18 protein-coding genes are annotated in these 16,964 nt (G+C 59.2%); 15 read left to right on the plus strand and 3 right to left on the minus strand.

Annotation, left to right across the window (positions count from 1 at the left end; all coding sequences use genetic code 11):
- Nucleotides 1–26 precede the first annotated feature (26 nt).
- From flgG to BUB54_RS10220, 12 genes are all read left to right on the plus strand, one after another.
- Nucleotides 27–821 carry a flagellar basal-body rod protein FlgG gene (flgG, locus tag BUB54_RS10165; protein WP_048878460.1) on the plus strand — a complete coding sequence of 265 codons (795 nt, stop codon included), beginning with the start codon at nucleotides 27–29 and terminating at the stop codon, nucleotides 819–821.
- Nucleotides 818–1,492: a flagellar basal body L-ring protein FlgH gene (locus tag BUB54_RS10170; RefSeq protein WP_048878459.1), complete on the plus strand. Its 675-nt coding sequence runs from the start codon at nucleotides 818–820 to the stop codon at nucleotides 1,490–1,492. Before flgG ends, BUB54_RS10170 begins: the two co-directional genes overlap by 4 nt.
- On the plus strand, nucleotides 1,492–2,595 hold the full coding sequence (locus tag BUB54_RS10175) for a flagellar basal body P-ring protein FlgI (RefSeq protein WP_052948342.1): 1,104 nt from the start codon (nucleotides 1,492–1,494) through the stop codon (nucleotides 2,593–2,595). Before BUB54_RS10170 ends, BUB54_RS10175 begins: the two co-directional genes overlap by 1 nt.
- Nucleotides 2,595–3,455 (plus strand): glycoside hydrolase family 73 protein, encoded by an 861-nt coding sequence (locus tag BUB54_RS10180; RefSeq protein WP_048878458.1) that lies wholly within the window; start codon nucleotides 2,595–2,597, stop codon nucleotides 3,453–3,455. The genes BUB54_RS10175 and BUB54_RS10180 overlap by 1 nt, the downstream gene beginning before the upstream one ends.
- Nucleotides 3,452–5,392 carry a FlgK family flagellar hook-associated protein gene (locus BUB54_RS10185; protein ID WP_048878457.1) on the plus strand — a complete coding sequence of 647 codons (1,941 nt, stop codon included), beginning with the start codon at nucleotides 3,452–3,454 and terminating at the stop codon, nucleotides 5,390–5,392. Before BUB54_RS10180 ends, BUB54_RS10185 begins: the two co-directional genes overlap by 4 nt.
- A gap of 12 nt (nucleotides 5,393–5,404) precedes the next feature.
- Nucleotides 5,405–5,866: a flagellar basal body-associated FliL family protein gene (locus BUB54_RS10190; protein ID WP_048878456.1), complete on the plus strand. Its 462-nt coding sequence runs from the start codon at nucleotides 5,405–5,407 to the stop codon at nucleotides 5,864–5,866.
- A 6-nt stretch (nucleotides 5,867–5,872) separates the two neighbouring features.
- The gene (locus tag BUB54_RS10195; protein ID WP_048878455.1) at nucleotides 5,873–6,148 is read left to right on the plus strand and encodes a flagellar biosynthetic protein FliO; all 276 of its coding nucleotides are present in this window, start codon (nucleotides 5,873–5,875) and stop codon (nucleotides 6,146–6,148) included.
- On the plus strand, nucleotides 6,141–6,887 hold the full coding sequence (gene fliP / locus BUB54_RS10200; RefSeq protein ID WP_048878454.1) for a flagellar type III secretion system pore protein FliP: 747 nt from the start codon (nucleotides 6,141–6,143) through the stop codon (nucleotides 6,885–6,887). The genes BUB54_RS10195 and fliP overlap by 8 nt, the downstream gene beginning before the upstream one ends.
- The gene (locus BUB54_RS10205) at nucleotides 6,884–7,162 is read left to right on the plus strand and encodes a flagellar biosynthetic protein FliQ (RefSeq protein WP_048878453.1); all 279 of its coding nucleotides are present in this window, start codon (nucleotides 6,884–6,886) and stop codon (nucleotides 7,160–7,162) included. The genes fliP and BUB54_RS10205 overlap by 4 nt, the downstream gene beginning before the upstream one ends.
- Nucleotides 7,153–7,920, plus strand: a complete 768-nt coding sequence (locus tag BUB54_RS10210) for a flagellar biosynthetic protein FliR (RefSeq protein ID WP_241869352.1) — start codon at nucleotides 7,153–7,155, stop codon at nucleotides 7,918–7,920. The genes BUB54_RS10205 and BUB54_RS10210 overlap by 10 nt, the downstream gene beginning before the upstream one ends.
- Entirely contained in the window at nucleotides 7,913–9,037 is a 1,125-nt protein-coding gene (locus BUB54_RS10215; RefSeq protein WP_048878451.1) for an EscU/YscU/HrcU family type III secretion system export apparatus switch protein, read from the plus strand. The genes BUB54_RS10210 and BUB54_RS10215 overlap by 8 nt, the downstream gene beginning before the upstream one ends.
- 150 nt (nucleotides 9,038–9,187) lie before the next feature.
- A complete protein-coding gene (locus BUB54_RS10220; protein ID WP_048878450.1) occupies nucleotides 9,188–10,606 on the plus strand; it encodes an APC family permease in 1,419 nt (472 codons plus the stop codon).
- A 36-nt stretch (nucleotides 10,607–10,642) separates the two neighbouring features.
- On the opposite strand, the gene BUB54_RS22055 is transcribed toward BUB54_RS10220, so the two are convergent.
- A complete protein-coding gene (locus BUB54_RS22055; protein WP_306309117.1) occupies nucleotides 10,643–10,834 on the minus strand; it encodes a (2Fe-2S) ferredoxin domain-containing protein in 192 nt (63 codons plus the stop codon).
- 199 nt (nucleotides 10,835–11,033) lie between these two features.
- On the opposite strand from BUB54_RS22055, the gene BUB54_RS10230 reads away from it, so the two are divergent.
- A complete protein-coding gene (locus tag BUB54_RS10230) occupies nucleotides 11,034–13,010 on the plus strand; it encodes a thioredoxin domain-containing protein (RefSeq protein ID WP_048878448.1) in 1,977 nt (658 codons plus the stop codon).
- Between the two features lie 54 nt (nucleotides 13,011–13,064).
- Here the strand turns inward: BUB54_RS10230 and BUB54_RS10235 are convergent, their stop codons facing one another.
- A complete protein-coding gene (locus tag BUB54_RS10235; RefSeq protein WP_139284867.1) occupies nucleotides 13,065–14,066 on the minus strand; it encodes an isopenicillin N synthase family dioxygenase in 1,002 nt (333 codons plus the stop codon).
- Nucleotides 14,067–14,114: 48 nt separating this feature from the next.
- On the opposite strand from BUB54_RS10235, the gene BUB54_RS10240 reads away from it, so the two are divergent.
- Nucleotides 14,115–15,611, plus strand: a complete 1,497-nt coding sequence (locus tag BUB54_RS10240; protein WP_048878447.1) for a xylulokinase — start codon at nucleotides 14,115–14,117, stop codon at nucleotides 15,609–15,611.
- A 69-nt stretch (nucleotides 15,612–15,680) separates the two neighbouring features.
- On the plus strand, nucleotides 15,681–16,412 hold the full coding sequence (locus BUB54_RS10245; protein ID WP_048878446.1) for a hypothetical protein: 732 nt from the start codon (nucleotides 15,681–15,683) through the stop codon (nucleotides 16,410–16,412).
- On the opposite strand, the gene BUB54_RS10250 is transcribed toward BUB54_RS10245, so the two are convergent.
- Nucleotides 16,409–16,828, minus strand: a complete 420-nt coding sequence (locus tag BUB54_RS10250) for a hypothetical protein (RefSeq protein ID WP_048878445.1) — start codon at nucleotides 16,826–16,828, stop codon at nucleotides 16,409–16,411. The genes BUB54_RS10245 and BUB54_RS10250 overlap by 4 nt on opposite strands.
- Nucleotides 16,829–16,964: the final 136 nt, after the last annotated feature.

The raw sequence follows: 16,964 nt of genomic DNA on the forward strand, positions 1-16,964 counted from the left end.
CTTTTGTTGAAGAATGGAACGACATCATGAATCACGCCCTGGATACCATCGCCACCGGACTGGCGGCAAGCCAAACGATGATGGACACGATCGCTAATAATCTCTCGAACGTGAACACAACCGGCTTCAAATCAGAAACCCCAGAATTCCAAACGTTACTATATCAGGACGGAATTCAGCCCGGTGCAAATTCTACCGGACAGACGGTTTATCCCTCTGGCTTAGAAATTGGCACCGGCGTCAGAGTCGCCTCCATCAAGGACACGCTTACCCAAGGCACGCTCACCAGCACGGGCAATCCGCTTGACCTCGCGATTAACGGTTCTGGTTATTTCCAGGTGCAAATGCCAAACGGACAAACGACATATACGCGTGATGGTGCGTTTCAGCTGAATTCAACTGGCCAGCTAGTGACTTCCTCCGGATATTCCGTACTGCCGAACATTACTATTCCTAGTAATGCCACTTCAGTCACCATCGGTACGGATGGAACTGTTTCAGTAACGCTGCCCGGTTCTTCTACTGCCTCGCAAGTTGGGCAGATCCAACTTGCCAGCTTCGTTAATCCGCAAGGTTTGCAACCTCTAGGTGGGAATTTATTCGCCTCTACTACATCTTCCGGTACCGCTGTTACCGGGGCGCCCCAGAGCAACGGGCTAGGTTCCGTGAATCAATCCTATCTCGAATCCTCAAATGTCGACGTCGTACAGTCAATGGTCAACATGATCTCCGCCGAGCGTGCCTACCAACTTGGTACACAGGTCGCGAGCGCTGTTGATAACCAGCTCAACTATCTGGCCCAGGCTGCTGCTGGCGCATGAAACGGTTTCTACCCATCCTGCTGCTTGCCGGCTGTCAGACTGCGGCGGCCCCGCCTGCCGCACTGGTTCAGCCAGCGGCCTTTCCGGTTACGGTGGCAAAGCCCGCTATGTCGGTGGATGGGTCTGTTTTTCCGGCCTCATCCGCAGGCTCGCTCTATGCCCCGCGCCGGGACTGGCGGGTGGGCGATCTCGTCACAATTGATGTTGTCACAAGCAGTTCTGCTAACAATACGGACAATGCCGCGCTGACACGTAAAGGTACCATCGATGACTCCATGACTAGCTTCATGGGCGTGCCGATGAGCTTTGGCCATATTAATGGCGGCAGTCTGGCGCCTGAAATCGGTGCTACTTCGGATCAGCAATATACAGGTACCGGCTCTGCGTCGGCGGCCAATAACATTTCCGGTCAGGTTGAGGCGGTTGTCACCAATGTCGATGCCAACGGCATTTTGGCACTGGAAGGCCGGACTAATGTGAACATCAATGGCAATGTCATTTCCATCGTCGTCACAGGCTACGCCAGTCCTGACGACATTGCCGCTAACACCACCATCAGTTCCAATCAGGTGGCTGATATGAATGTGCAATATGTCGGTATCGGGCCCATCAGCGGCGCTCATCAGTTGCCCTGGTTGCAGCGCGTGCTTAATAAGCTGGCGCCATTCTGATGCAGCGTCGTAATCTATTAGGCTATGGCCTACTGCTCAGCCTTGGTTTTACCGGTACGGCGCGGGCCGACCGGACCACCATCGGCCAACTCGTCACCGTGGCGGGGGCGCCAAGCAACCAACTTTACGGTTACGGTCTTGTGGTGGGTCTGCCTGGCACCGGTGACCAGACCACCCAGGTGCCGTACACGCAACAATCCATTCTGAATATGCTGCGCAATATGGGCGTGGCCCTGCCAAACGTAACCAACATGCAGCCGAATGATGTGGCCTCTGTCATGGTCACGGCGGAAGTGCCGGCTTTTGCCCATGCCGGGCAGCATGTGGACGTCACGGTCTCCGCCGTCGGCAATGCGACCTCCCTGGCAGGCGGGGTGTTGCTTCCCACACCATTGCGGGGTGGTAATGGCGTGATCTATGGTCAGGCGCAAGGTCCGCTTCTGGTCAGCGGCTTTGCCGCTAGCGCAGGAGGTACATCTTCCCAAGTTAACGTGCCCACGGTTGGCTCTCTGCCGGGTGGTGCCATTTTGGCCAACACCATCCCGGCCTCTTACAACGTCAATGGCAGTTCCGCGCTGCTACTCAACCAACCGGATTATGAAACTGCCCAGCAGATTTCAGATGTTATCAACGCGGCCTATGGTGGTTCGGCGAACGCAATCTCACCGGGTGAGGTCGACGTGAACGCGCAAGGCATGGACCCGATGCGTTTCATGGCGAACGTTCTGGCCCTGCCGATCACGCCGAAGAACCAGGTGCCCACTATCGTGGTGGATGCTCAGAGCGGCACCATTGTAATGAATGCAGGTGTTACGCTTGGTCCTGCCGTGGTCAGTCATGGCGACCTGACAGTGAATATCCAAACACAAAATGCCGTTAGCCAGCCGGGTCCCTTCTCAAACGGTACCACGGTCGGTGTGCGAAATACAGTCGTCAATGCCAAGCAGGGCAAGGCGCAGGTGATCAACCTGCCGCGTGCCGCTACCTTGCAAGATGTCGCGGCGGCTCTCAATGCAGTTGGCGCCACGCCACAGGACCTTATTGCGATTATTCAGGCGTTGAAACAGGCGGGTGCCATCAACGGAAAAATCAAGGTGATTTGATGGCCGTATTCTTGCACACACAGGCTTCTGCGCAGCAGAATAACACCTCACGTCCAACTGCAAAGCAGGAGATGCAGCGCCTTGCTGGTGTTTTGTGGTACGAGATGCTCTCCACCCTCAACAAGACCGGCATGGATGCTAGTAGTCTTGGCATGGGAGGGGGGGATTTCCAGAGCATGTTTCTCTGGAATCTCGCGCAGAACGATTTTGGCAAATACGATAAAGGTCTGATTCAAACAGCCGTGAGCCAAGTGGGCGGAACGGCTAGTGAGGCGCCAGCCCCGGCGACTTCCACCGCCGTCATGCTGGCCGCTAAGGTAAACGAGGTGCCGGTCTCGGAAACTGCCTTGCCCGCAACGGATGCCACGCCCTCCGCAGATATTGTTTCGCAGGCCAGTAGCTTCGCCAAAGCTATCTGGCCACAAATCACCGCCGCCGCGCAGGCTTTGGGAGTGCCCGCCGTAGCGGTGCTGGCGCAGACCGCGCTAGAAACCGGGTGGGGGGCTTCGGCGCCAGGTGATAATCTGTTCGGCATCAAGGCAAAAGGCGATAGCGGTACAGTGCGCGCTACGCACGAGGATATCGGAGGCGAACTCACCCCGCAACTTGCCAGCTTTCGTGATTATAACAGTCTGTCCGGCAGTATTTCTGATTACGTTTCACTAATTAAATCATCTTATCAGAGCGCGACAGGGCAAAACAGTGTCGCTGGTTTTGCCCAAGCGCTGCAGGCAGGCGGTTATGCGACAGACGAAAACTATGCCTCGAAAATAGAACGAATTGCGCAATCGCCATTGATGTCCCAGGTGCTTCAGGCGGTCGGCGCAGCGCAACCTTCGCAAATTGGAGCTGAGCCATGAGCGGCATTACCAACGCCATGAACACCGCCCTTTCTGGGCTACAATTATTCGAGGCGGGAATCTCAACCGTTTCCAACAACCTCGCTAACGCCACTACCAGTGGCTACTCGTCGGAGAGTGTGAACGCACAAACTGCGGTGGGTGCGGCGGGCCAGCCCGGAGCTGGGGTTGAACCGGCTCAGATCAACCGCGCTGCTGCAGGCTTTGCTGCTGCGCAGTTACGCAGCGCAAACACCGCCAATGCCTCAGCTTCCGCGTTGTCCACCTCGCTCACCGCCATTTCCAACGCACTGACCAATAATGGTGATGTGCAAACCGCCATCAATCAGTTTTTCTCCGATTTCAGCACTCTCGCTTCCAACCCGTCCAGCACCGCTCTGCGCCAGACAGTGCTGTCTGACGCTCAGAACATCACGGGTAGTTTCCAAACCGCCTCCATCAGCCTCAACAACATTGTTGCGGGCGCGCAGGAGACTTTGTCTTCCGGTATAACTTCCGCCAACACGTTGCTCTCGCAGTTGGCTAAAATCAACGCCGGACTGGAGCAGACACCAAACGCGTCCGGCCTGCTGGACCAGCAGCAGGCTGCGCTGAATTCTCTGTCGCAATATCTGCCCGTGAACACCATCACGCAAAGCAATGGTAGCGTCATTATCGCCACCGGTGGCACGATGCTACTGGACCAGAGCGGCGTGCAGGCTTTAGCCGTGGCAAGTAGCACGAACGGCAAAACCAGCGTCACCGCAGGCAACGATAAAACCCCCGTTACGTTGGCGGAGGCGGACGGCTCCCTCGGCGGCGCGCTCGGTACCATCACGGCGGGTAATCAGGCTTTGCAATCTCTTGGCGGGCTGGCCGCTGTGTTTGCTGGGCAGGTCAACACTGCCCAGGCGCAGGGGCTGGATGCCAACGGCAATGCCGGCCAGGCGTTGTTCTCTGTCCCCACTCCTAGCGTGGGGGCCAACGCCAACAATACCGGCAGTGCCAGCCTCACAGCCAGCCTTACCAATCCCGCCGCTCTGCCGGGGGATGGTGGGCCCTTCACCCTGTCCTACAGCAGCACCAGCGGCTGGAGCGCGCTCGATCAGGCTAGCGGCCAGAGTTACAGCGTGAGCACCAGCGGCTCCACGCTCAGCTTTGCCGGGCTGTCGCTGGCTTTGTCCGGCACGGCGAATAATGGGGACAGTTTCACGGTTAATCCCGCGCCAAATGCTGCTGCAGGTCTTAGTGTCGTTGCCACCTCCACCAGCGCCATCGCTGCGGCGGACCCGTATGTTTCTACTCCTGGCATTTTGCAGTCTGACGGTTCAGTCCAGAATAACAACGCTGGTACCATTACAGCGGGAACGGATAGCGTAACCAGCACTCCGGCGAGCAATGCGGCCGTGATTCCCGCCAGCTATTACGGGCAGAATCTGCAAATTACCTTTACCTCCTCTACCGCCTATACGGTGAGCACGGTGGCAAGTCCTGGCACGACTATCGCCAGCGGTACGCTGGGCAGTAATGGCGGCAACCTCGCCATTGCCTACCCTTCTGGCGCGGCATCTGGCCAGTATTGGCAACTCCCCATCTCCGGCACCCCGGCATCTGGCGATGTACTGACTTTGACCCCTGGCAGTAGCTCCAGCGGCAGCAATGCCCAGCGTCTTGCTGCACTCTGGACTGTCAATGGTACCAGCTCAGCCGGTTCTTTGGAGCAAGGTTTTGTCGGCCTCGCGACCGGGCTTGGCGCCAATGCTGCGGCGGCCCAGCAGCTTGCCAGCTCTACCTCAGCGCAGGTTTCCACCGCCACTACAAACCTCACCACTGTTGCTGGGGTTAATACAGACCAGCAGGCTGTTATTCTTACTAATTACGAGCAAGCCTATCAGGCTGCTGCGAAAGCCATCAGCACCGCGAATACCATGTTTGAATCACTCCTGAACGCCGTTTGAGGTTTTGGACACATGAAGAAGATCATCGTCGCATCCGTCACCGGTCTGGTTCTGCTGTGCGGCGGCGTTGGCGGCACAATCGCCTATCTGAAAATGTCGCACCATGCGGGCCCGCATAAGCCGCCCCCGCCCAAGCCGATTTTATTTGCTCAGCTTGATAATCTCGTTGTCTCCATCCCTTCTGATTCTAATAGCGATGACGGGCAGGCTTATGTGCAATTCTCCATCCAGTTCGCCAGCACGGATGCCAAGGCGGTCGCCAGCTTCACCGCCCTGCAACCCATTATCAAAGCCAAGACCATCAATCTCTTGATGACGTTTACGGCAAAACATCTAATGGACCCGTCCACCCACGATGCCTTGGCCAAAAGCTGCCTTGCCATCGCTAATGAAGTGCTGGCCAAAAGTGCTGCGTTCTCGCCGCCCAATCCCTTCACAGCTGCCTATATCACCAACATTGTAGAACAGGACTAAAATTTCGTGGACTCGGAAACAATTTCCGCGGCCGCATCAACCATCGCCTCTCTGCTCGTTCTTCTTGGTCTTCTGGCTGGTCTCGCTTTTTTGGTGCGGCGGCTGCGGGGACGGATTCCGGGTAACCAGGCGGGCGGCAAAATGCCGGTCTCCATTCTCTCCTCGCGTCCGCTTGGCGGGCAGCAGAGCCTCGTTGTTGCCGAGGCTGACGGCCAGCGTTTTCTGCTTGGCGTCAGCCGTAATGGCATTGCCCTCATCTCCAGGCTCAACGCAAATGAGTAAGCTCCTCCGCATTACCTATTGCGCCCTGTTTTTGGTGTTGCTCTCTGGCGTGGCCCGCGCTGCCGAGCCGGCGGGGCTGACCATCGTCAACACACTCGCGGCCAATGGCGGCGAAGCCTATTCGCTGAACGTGCAAAGCCTGCTGGTCATCACGGCGCTCGCCTTTCTGCCGGGGCTGATCCTGTTGATGACGTCCTTCACCCGGATAATCATCGTGCTGTCCATTTTGCGTCAGGCGCTGGGTTTGCAAACCACCCCGCCGAACATGGTGCTGGCGGCCTTGGCCTTGGCTTTGTCGGTCTTTGTCATGCGCGGTGTCATTCAACAGGAGCAGCAGCAGGCGCTCCAGCCTTATCTAGCGGGGGACATCACCTTCTCCCAGGCTGTCGCCGCCGCAGAGCCGCCTGAGCGCGCCTTCATGCTGGCCCAGACCCGTAAGGAGCCGCTACATCTGTTTGTTGACCTATCTGGCAAAACCTACCAGGACCCACAGCATATACCATTCACCGTGCTGGTCCCTGCCTTCGCCACATCCGAGCTTGAAACCGCCTTTCAGATCGGCTTCCTTATGTACATCCCATTTGTGCTGATCGACCTCGCGGTGGCGTCCATTCTGATGTCACTGGGCATGATCATGGTCTCGCCCACACTTATCTCCTTGCCGCTGAAATTGCTGATGTTCGTTTCCATCCACGGCTGGGTACTGGTGCTCGGTACTTTGGCGAACAGCTTCAAATGATGCCGCTTTATCTCCGGCTGTTCCAGCACGCATTCAGCGTGGCGTTCTCCGCCATCTGGCCGCCTGTGCTGATGATGCTGTTGGTCGGGTTGGTCACCGCCATTCTGCAGGCGGTGTTGCAGATTGAGGATGCCACCTTCGCACTTTTGCCCAAAACACTGGTGATGATTGGCATTGCCTTCACCGGCGGTTTTGGTGCGCTTCATCTGTTTGAGGCTCTGGCGCGGGACTTCATTCTGCACGCGCCCGCTCTGGTGCATCAGTCGTGGTATTAGACCAGCACACCGTCATGCTCTGGTTCGGCCAGTTTTTATGGCCGTTCCTGCGTATCACCGGGCTGTTTCTCACCGCACCTTTTTACGGCTCCTCCCTGGTGCCCAATATGGTGAAGGCCATGCTGGCCGCCGCATTGGCACTGTCCTTGGCCATGTGGCTGCCGGATCTGCCAGCCTATCCGGCTGATCCCATCAGCGCCATCTTCACCGGCTTCATTCAAATCGCCTATGGCGCGTTTCTGGGAGCCGCGATGCAAATTGTGGTGGCGGCTTTTTCCAGCGCGGGCGAGATAATGGGCCAAACCATGAGCCTCTCCTTCGCTGAACTGCAATTCGCCGGCGCCACGGGGGGCAGTTCCGTGTTGTCAGACATTATGCTTTGGGCCGGGGTCCTGGGCTTCATGGCGGTGGGCGGGCCGGTCTGGCTGTTCAGTGCGCTGGCCCATTCCTTCGCGCATGGGGCCGGAGTGGCGCCCATCAGCTCCTGGGCCAGTCTGGCCAGTCTGGGGGGCAATCTGTTCACGACCGCTTTGGGGCTGGCGCTGCCGGTGCTGGCGGTGACGCTGTGCGTGAATCTTACCGTGGGCCTTACCACCGTTTTCGCGCCCAGCATGAACCTGCTCTCAATCGGTTTTCCGCTGCTTATCCTCGCGGGGCTGTGGGTTCTGGTGGCTGAAATCCCCTTTCTCGGTCTCGCGGCGCATCACATCATGATGGTCTGTACAGAGGCGTTGGGCCGGATGCTGCCGCATGGCTGAGGGTGACTCCGGCGAAAAGAAACACGCCCCAACCGAACGACGCCTTCGCCAAGCGGCGGAGCGCGGTGACGTCCGCCGCTCCCAAGAGCTTCCTAAGGCCGCTGCCATCGCCGTGTTCACGGTGCTGGTGCTGGCGGGTGCCGCAGGGCTGGGGATTAAATTGCAAGGGGTGTTTGCCGCTTGCCTTGCCAATGCCGGCACCGCCCCGCTTAGTTCCGCCAAAGGCTGGGCGGGCGCGGTGGGGTGGGGGCTGTTTCCTCTGCTGGCCTTTATTGCCGCTGTTGGGTTCGCGGGCAGTATTGTCTCGGGTGGCTGGGTATTCGCCGTGAACCTGCTGATGCCGGATTTCTCGAAGCTGATGCCCCAACAAGGGCTGGGACAAATCTTCTCTTCCCACGGCCTAACGGAGCACGGCAAATCCATTCTTAAACTCCTGGCTATTGGTGGCGCTGGGGGGCTCGCCATTCTGGCTCGGCGCACGGATTTCGCGTCACTGTCCGGGCTGCGCGCCCCGCTTCCCGGCGCGCTGCTCGGCATCGCCTTCCAGGTAATTATAACCATCTGCCTCGTGCTGGTGGTGTTGGCGGCGGGAGATTTTGCTTTGCAGGTCTGGCTGCATCGGCAGAAGCTCCGCATGACCGATGCTGAAATCCGCGAGGAAATGAAAGATTCAGCGGGCAATCCGCACGTTAAATCCCGCCAGCGTGCAATTGCCCGCAAGCTGGCCCGCGCTCGGCAGATGCAGCGCTTGCCTGAAGCATCCGTGGTCGTCACCAACCCCACCCATTATGCCTGCGCCATCCGTTACCGTCGTGGGTCGGACAGAGCTCCCGTGCTGTTGGCCAAGGGCGTTGGTCTGTTGGCCGAGGAGATCATCGCCCGCGCGCGTGGCCATGGTATTCCGGTGGTGCAGTCCCCGCCGCTGGCCCGCGCTATCTATCGCCATGTGGAACCAGATGATAATGTCCCCGTGGCCCTCTACCGCGCCTGTGCTGAGGTACTGGCCTATGTCTGGCGCCTGCAGCATTGGCGCACGCAAGGCGGTGAGAAGCCTATGCCGCCCAAACCACATGAGGGCGAGATCGAGGTCCCGCGCTTTGCGCCCTGGGGTAGCTGAAGCCTGTCACCCCAACGCTTAAAATAGACAAACTGTCTATTATTTAGATCGCTCAGCATAAATTTATTGACGCAATGCTGATTTTGCCACAAGGAAACAGGGCCAGTTTCTGGCGGAAGAAGACAGAAACCTAACAGGGATCATAAAATAATGAGCACAATCACGCGCAGCGGGGAACGTCTCAAGCGCGATAGTCTGGGCTTATCGCAGATCATCGCCTCCACCCTCGCCAATATCGCCCCGGCGATGAGCTTTTTCTTCGGTTTTGGGCTTATCGCCTCAGGCGCCGGTGTTGGTGCGCCCCTGACCATTCTGGTCGCGATGGTGGTGATTTTGTTCCTCACCAATACTTTGGCGCAGTTTTCCAAATACCGCCCGAGCGCTGGTTCCTTCGTCACCTTCATCGGCATGGCCTTTGGCCCCTGGGCCGGTGCGGCGGCCTCCATCTTCGTGGTGGTGGGCTATTGTATCGCTGCGTCCTCGGTCGTGGTGATCTCCGGCGGCTGGGCAGCGCAGACGCTGCAAACCTTCCTCGGCATCCATATTCCCTGGCAGGTGCTCAGCGTGCTGGCTACCGCGATTGTCGGTATCCTGGTTTCCCGTGGCATTTCGCTCTCCACCACCTGGGCGGCGATCTTCTTCTATTTTGAGCTGGTGCTGCTGCTGCTCGGCGCGGTGATCATGCTCGTGGTCAATTACAAATATATCTCCTTGGCGCCGTTCTCGGTATCGTCTGTTACGGGCGGTTGGAAAGGCATCGGGCTTGGCTTCCCGCTGGCCATTTATCTGTTCATCGGCTGGGAAAACTCCGCCATGCTGGCTGAGGAAACCACAAATCCTCGCCGCAATGTGCCGCGCGCGCTCATCATTGGCACGCTTTCCATCGGGATCCTGTACATGTTCCTGTCCTTCGCGACGGAAACCGCCTTCCACAACAACCTTAAGGCCATCACCGGCTCAGACCTGCCGTTCGTGGATGCCTTCAAGGCATCCGCCGCCGGGCTACTGATCGTGGCTTATTTGGCTGGTGTAACCTCGATCTTCTCCTCCCTGATCGGCCTTACCAACGCCCAGGCTCGTATCCTGTTCAGCTCTGCGCGTGAGGGTCTGCTGCCGCAATTCTTTGGCAAGATCCACCCGCAGCACCGTACTCCCCACGCCGCGATGTGGACTTATATCGTCGTGGCGCTGGCGATCGTGCTGGGCTTCGGCACGGTGTTTGAGATCGACCCCGTGACCCTGTTCGGTGACACCGGCACCCTCGGCACCATTCCAGTGGTGGTAACCTACCTGCTCACCAACCTGGCGTTGCCTGTTTACATGCTGCGTTACCATCGTGAGGATTTCAACGCGGTCACCCACCTCATCATCCCCGTCCTCGGCACGGCCTTCATGCTCATGCCGCTCTGGGGCCTGGTGGAGCCGGGTCAGCCGTTCCCCTTCAACCTGTATCCGAAGCTGGCTCTGGGGCTGCTCGTTCTATCGGTGATCTATGGCGTGCTGCTGTCCAAATCCAAACCGGATCTGGTGCACCGCATCGGCTCTTACGTCGCCGACGAGGAATATTAAAAATCAGGGCGGTCCTTCGGGACCGCCCTTTTTCGTTCAAGGCAGCATCAAATGTTGCGCGCGGCCATGCTGGATGAGGTGTTTCTCGATCACCTCATCCACCGCCGCGAAACTGTCCAGCCGGTACCAGATGCCCTCCGGGTAGAACACCGCGCAGGGCCCAAGCTCACACCTGTCCAGGCAGCCAGCTTGATTGACCCGGATATTCTGGAGGCCGAGTTCCTTCACTCTTACTCTCATATAATCCCTAATCTTCGCGCTGCCCTTGCTGGCACAATCGCCGCGCGGATGTCCTTCGGGCCTGCGATTGTCACAGAAAAAGACATGTGTCTCAAAATAGGGCGCCGGATCATCGGCCAAACGTTCGCCCAAACTGGTTCTCCTGTCGGTTCCTTCCTATCTAAGCCCGGAACCAGGAGCCGGCAAAATGCAGAACCGATTGAGGGATGCGTCCTCCCCTTATCTTCTTCAGCACAAGGACAACCCCGTGCATTGGCATATGTGGGGGGAAGCGGCCTTCGCGGAGGCTAAATCGAGGAATGTGCCGGTGCTTCTCTCCATCGGATATGCGGCCTGCCATTGGTGCCATGTAATGGCGCATGAGAGCTTCGAGAATGAAGCCGTGGCCGCGCTGATGAATGAGCGATTCGTTTCCATCAAGGTGGACCGGGAAGAGCGGCCGGATATCGACCAAACCTACATGACCGCGCTGCACGCCATGGGAGAGCAAGGCGGTTGGCCGTTGACCATGGTGCTGACGCCAGATGGCGCGCCCTTCTGGGGCGGCACTTATTTTCCTCCCACCCCGCGTTTTGGGCGACCGAGCTTTTCTCAGGTTCTGGTGGCTCTCTCCGAAGCCTGGAACAGCGACCAGGACCGTATCGGCCGCTCCGTGGAGAGCATCAAAAAAGCCTTGTCCCAGGCCGCTGCTGCACGCCCAGGCGACCCTCCAGGGCCGGAACTGCTGGAGGCTGCGCGCGCAGCGTTCTTGCGGAGCGTGGACTGGGATCTGGGCGGGCTCTCCGGCTCGCCGAAATTCCCTAACATCCCAGTTTTCACCTTCCTCTGGCACGAATATTTCCGGGGCCAGGACGCAAGCTGTGCTGAGGCTGTGCATCTGCTGCTGGAGCGTATGAGCCAGGGCGGAATTTATGACCATCTGGGCGGCGGCTATGCGCGCTATGCCACGGACGATGCTTGGCTGGTCCCGCATTTCGAGAAGATGCTCTATGATAACGCGTTGATCCTGGAGCTTCTTGCCCTCGCTCAAGCGGACAAGCCTTCGCCCTTGTATGCCGCCCGGGCGCGGGAGACGGTGGATTGGCTGGTGCGCGACATGAGCGCTGAAGCGGCTTTCGCGGCTTCGGAAGATGCGGATTCCGAAGGGGAGGAAGGCAAGTTCTATGTTTGGTCCCGAGCTGAAATCTTGGAGGTTCTGGGCGCTGATGGGCCGTTTTTCGAGCGGTTCTACCCCTTGCCGGAACATGGGAACTGGGAAGGTAAGATTATTCTGGAACGTCGCGCTGCATTTGGCGCGGATGAAATGCGGCTGGCGGCCTGCCGGGCCAAGCTTCTGGCTGCGCGTGGGCAGAGGGTGCGGCCGGGCCGGGATGATAAAATTCTGGCTGATTGGAACGCGCTGACCATTTATGCCCTGGCGAAGGCAGGTTGCGTGTTTGGCGAGCCAGGTTGGGTGGCGCTGGCGGGGCGTGTGTTCGCGGCGCTGGTGGCGGCCATGGGGCAGACGGACGGGCGTGTGGCCCATGCGATGCGGGATGGCACAATCTCCGCCGCAGGGTTGCTGGAAGATCAAGCGGGGATGATCCGCGCCGCGCTAGCGCTGTATCAGGCAACGGGGGCGGGCAATTATCTGCGCCGGGCGGAGATAATTCTGGCCGCCACGGAAGCGCATTTTGGTGATGGTGGCGGGGCGTTTTATATGTCCGCCGATGATGCCGGGGATGTGTACGCCCCGCGTGGGCGAAGCGTGCAGGATGGTCCGGCGCCGTCTGGCATCGGCATGATGGCGGAGATCTACGCAACGCTGTTTCATTTAACTGGACAGGATAGCTACCGTGCCAAGGCAGAGGCCGTGCTGGCGGCTTTTGGCGGTCGCGCTCGGGCACTCACGGGCTCGCCGGCATTGCTTGCTGCGTCTGATCTTTTGGCGAATGCCGCCTGTGTGGTCGTGACCGGCGGCGCGGAAGATTTGCTGCACACGGCGCTGGCTTCAGCCGACCCGGCGGTGCTGGTGCTGCGAGGCAACGCGGCCGTGACGGCGGCGCATCCAGCGCATGGCAAGCCGGATGATGTGAAGGCAGCTTATGTGTGCCGAGGCAATGTTTGCGGATTGCCGGTGAATAATTCAGAAAGTCTGAGACAAATTCTAAAACGTTCCACGTGAAACATTTCGGGGATTTTCGATAATAACGTGGTGTTAGTTGTTGCGCCTGCGGGATTATGTTTTGTCCTGATGATATTTGAAAGCGGCGTTAATCATGTCCAGCAAATGCTGGCCCGCCGTGGTGGGCGGGTATTTCGGGGTTTCGCCCGGCTTCAGGCAGGTGGGCAGGCACTCGACCGGCGCGTAGAAATCCGGGTCGAAGAAAAAGGGCAGGGAATAACGTTCATGCCCTGACACATTGATGACGCGGTGTGGGGTGGAGCGAAAGACGCCGTTCGTCCAACGCTCCATCATATCGCCAATATTCACGACGAATGTGCCGGGGATGGGCGGGGCGTCGATCCAGCGTTGATCCAGCCCTTTGACCTGCAACCCGCCCGAGGAATCCTGATGTAGCAGGGTCAGGCAGCCATAATCGGTATGCGCCCCGGCGCCGAGCTGCGCTTCCGTGATGCGCCCGCTTTGGGGCGGGTAGTGCAACGGCCCCAAAGTCGTCATCGGGATGCCAAGCCAGGGTTCAAAATAGTTTTTCTTCAGCCCGAGTGAGACCGCGAAGGCGCTGAGCAGCAGCTTGCCCAGTGCAACCATGCGGTCATAATAATCCTGCATCACGTCACGCCACCCGGGCAGGTCCGGCCACATATTCGGCCCGTGCAGAGGCAGCTTGGCCTTTACGCGCTCATGGTCCAGGGGTAAATCGCGGCCGATTTTGAATCCCTCTTTCAGATCGCCCGTTTGGGTTTGCTTCGCAGGGTCGAGATTCTCACCGCCAATCCGGAACCAACCGCGATGGCAGGCGGATTGTTCGATGGCACTTTTTTCTTTTTCTGCCAGGGGGAGGTCGAAGAAGCGCTTGGCCTCCGCATAGACGCGGTCAATGAGCGTCTGCGAAATGCCATGATTTTTGATGTAAAAAAATCCGATCTCCCTGCAGGCTTCGCCGATGGACGCTGCAGGGGTCATGTCTCCGGCCAGGAGCGGGCCGACATCAATGACCGGGATCACATCCAGATGGGCGGGGGATAGGCCAGGGGCGAGCTCTATAGTATCGGGCATGAAGAGGATGTTAGACTTGTCCTGTTTCGGATTCCAGGAGCATTTTCTTTGCCGGAAATATATTTGCTCGGTATCGATCTAGGCGCGAGCAGCCTGAAGGCGACACTCATAACACCGGAGGGCAAGGTGCAGGCGGAAGCCGCCGTCCCGGTGACCACGCATGTGCGGCATTTTGGCTGGGCGGAGCAGGACCCTGCGGAATGGTTCGCGGCGTTATGCAAGGCCGTGCCTGCGGCCCTGGCGGAGGGGGGCGTGAAGCCGGAGGCGATCGCGGGCATTGGTATTTCTGCGGGCGCGCATATTCCGGTGCTGACGGACGGGCATAACACCGTGCTGCGCCCGGCGATTATGTGGAGTGACCAGCGCGCCGCCGCTGAAGCCGTCGCGCTCCATCAGGCGGCAGGCGAAAAGATTATCGCCACTTCGCTGAATAAGGTAAATCCAACCTGGACGCTGGCCATGCTGGCTTGGTTGAAAGCCTATGAGCCTGGGGTGCTGGCGCGGGCCAAGCGGCTGTACCTGGCCAAGGATTTTCTGCGCCATTGCCTCACCGGCACCTGGGAGACTGATTATTCAGACGCCGTTGGCGCGTTGATGGCAGATGATGCCAGCAAAGGCTGGTCCGCTGAGCTGGCGGGGCTGATCGGGCTGGACCTTGCGATGCTGCCGCCGATTGTGGCGCCGGAGCATGTGGTGGGCGGTGTCACTGCCGATGCTGCCGCGCGTACGGGGTTAAAGGCGGGCACGCCGGTTGTGTGCGGCTCCAACGACACCACGGTGGAGTTTTTTGGCGTCGGCGGCAGTAAGCCCGGCATAGGCGGGGTGAAGCTGGCCACTGCGGGGGTGCTGTTTTTGGCCACGCAAGGGCCGGTGGTACAGCCGCCGGTCTCTTGTTACCCGCATATCATGCCCGGTCTGTATTACACCGCCACGGGGACCAATAGCTGTGCTTCGGCGCATCGCTGGGTACGGGACCTGATGTTTGCTCAAGGCGGGTTTGAGGCCATGGATGCGTTGGCATGCGCTGCGCCGCGCGGAGCCGGGGGCTTGCTGTTTCACCCTTATCTGCAAGGCGAGCGCGCACCGTACTGGGACCCGCTGCTGCGGGCGGATTTTGTCGGCATAACCATCTCCCATGGCAAGATGCATTTTGCCCGAGCTGTGTATGAGGGGATTGCCTTTTCTATCCGTGACCTGCTGGGCGCGGCGCGCGCGCTGGGGCTGGAATTCAGCACTATCCGGCTGATGGGCGGCGGCGCCAAGAGCGAATGCTGGCGGCAGATTATCGCGGATGTGACGGGGCTGGTGATTGAGCGCACGGAATCCGGCGATGCCTCTTTCGGTGCCGCCTTGGTGGCGGGCATGGGGGTGGGGCTGTTCAATGGGCCGGAGGACGCGCTGGCGCGCTGCGTGCGGCTGCTGGATGTAACCCAGCCGCAGGCCCAGAATGCGGCGTTTTATGATGAGCTGTTCGGGATTTACAAAGAATCGCAGGCGGCGCTGGCGGGGGTGAACCATAAGCTGCATGCGCTAGCGGCGGGCTAAGAGCCGCCCTACTGAGGCCATAATCCCCGGCTTTTCCAGCGCCAGGATACCACGTTGCAGGAGGCGCGCATGACCACCATCAAATACCGGCTTTACGACCCCCGTTTGGCACCGCGCCGCACGCGGGTGGAGGTGCCGGGCTGGGGGGGCACTAAGGAGCCGCGCCGGGATGGGGCGCATGAACAAGGCTGGCATTGCCTGCCCTTTGTAGAGGGCGCGCAATATGGCATTGAGCTGTTTTACCCGCATGAGCATGAGTTGCGCGTGTCGCATGAGAACGGGCAGTTTGTGTTTGACGGTGAGTTTGGGCCATCCCCCAGCCCCGGGCTGCAATGGCCGCCCTTCCGGGCTTTTGGCGAGGGGTTTTATACCTATCAGCTTCTGCTGGACTTGAAAGTGCCCGAGGGCATGGCGGTGCGTACGGAGCCGCATCCGCGTTATTATCTCAGTGCTGCGGATGATGTGCCGCTGGCGGTGCCGGCGCTGCTGCGCACCTCCTGGTGGCCAATGATCAATTTCGTGGTGTTCAAGGCCCCGCCCCGGGGCGGGGTGCATGTGTTCCGCCCGGGTGAGCCGTTCATGCAGCTTTGTATTGTTCCGGCCGAGCCGGATTTGGTCCTGGAGCCGATGAATTTGGAGGAAGCCGCCGAACGGGAAATGCAGTCCCGCCGGATTCACGCTAGCCGCGAGACGCTGGGGCAGGATACGCGGTGGACATCCTCCACCAACACAGTGTTCGACGGTACTTATCGCCGGATTTTGGGGGCTGCCCGGGCCAGGGACCGGGCAGCGGAAGATTAGTTGATCTGTACGCCGATGCCGGGGAGCATAATCACCGCCCCGGCATGATGGTGGTGATGGTGATGATACCAAACCGGCGGCGGTGGTGGCGGTGGCGCATAGTAAACCCGTGGCGGGGGCGGCGGGGCGTATTGGTAATATTCGTGATGGTGGTGGTGATGGTGATGATCGCCGCCACCCCAATCCGTCTGCTGCAGTTTGGCCGGGGCGTTGCGGGCGTTGTCCCGCAACGCCGCGTCGCTGGCCTTAAGGGCCTCAACGGCATTCGGGATGGGTTGCAGCAGGTCGGCATAGGATGTGATGGCCAAGGGCTCATGCGGTGTGGCGGGCGCATTTGTGGCGGCCTGCGCGCTGGTGGTCCCTAGGGCAGCGACACCGGCCAGCGCGGTCATCAGTCCGGTTGTTTTCCGCTCCATCTGAAACTCCTCTGGAATTTGTAGCAGAGGGTAGAGTCACGCACCGGGCTGGCCATTTTGTGCTGCAATGAGGGTGGGAATGTGGCAGCCCCCTGTTAGGGGGTTAAAATTTATTCAGGTTTTTGTTCGATTTTTT

This window comes from Acidocella aminolytica 101 = DSM 11237 (assembly GCF_900129125.1).
Classification (GTDB): Bacteria; Pseudomonadota; Alphaproteobacteria; order Acetobacterales; family Acetobacteraceae; genus Acidocella; species Acidocella aminolytica.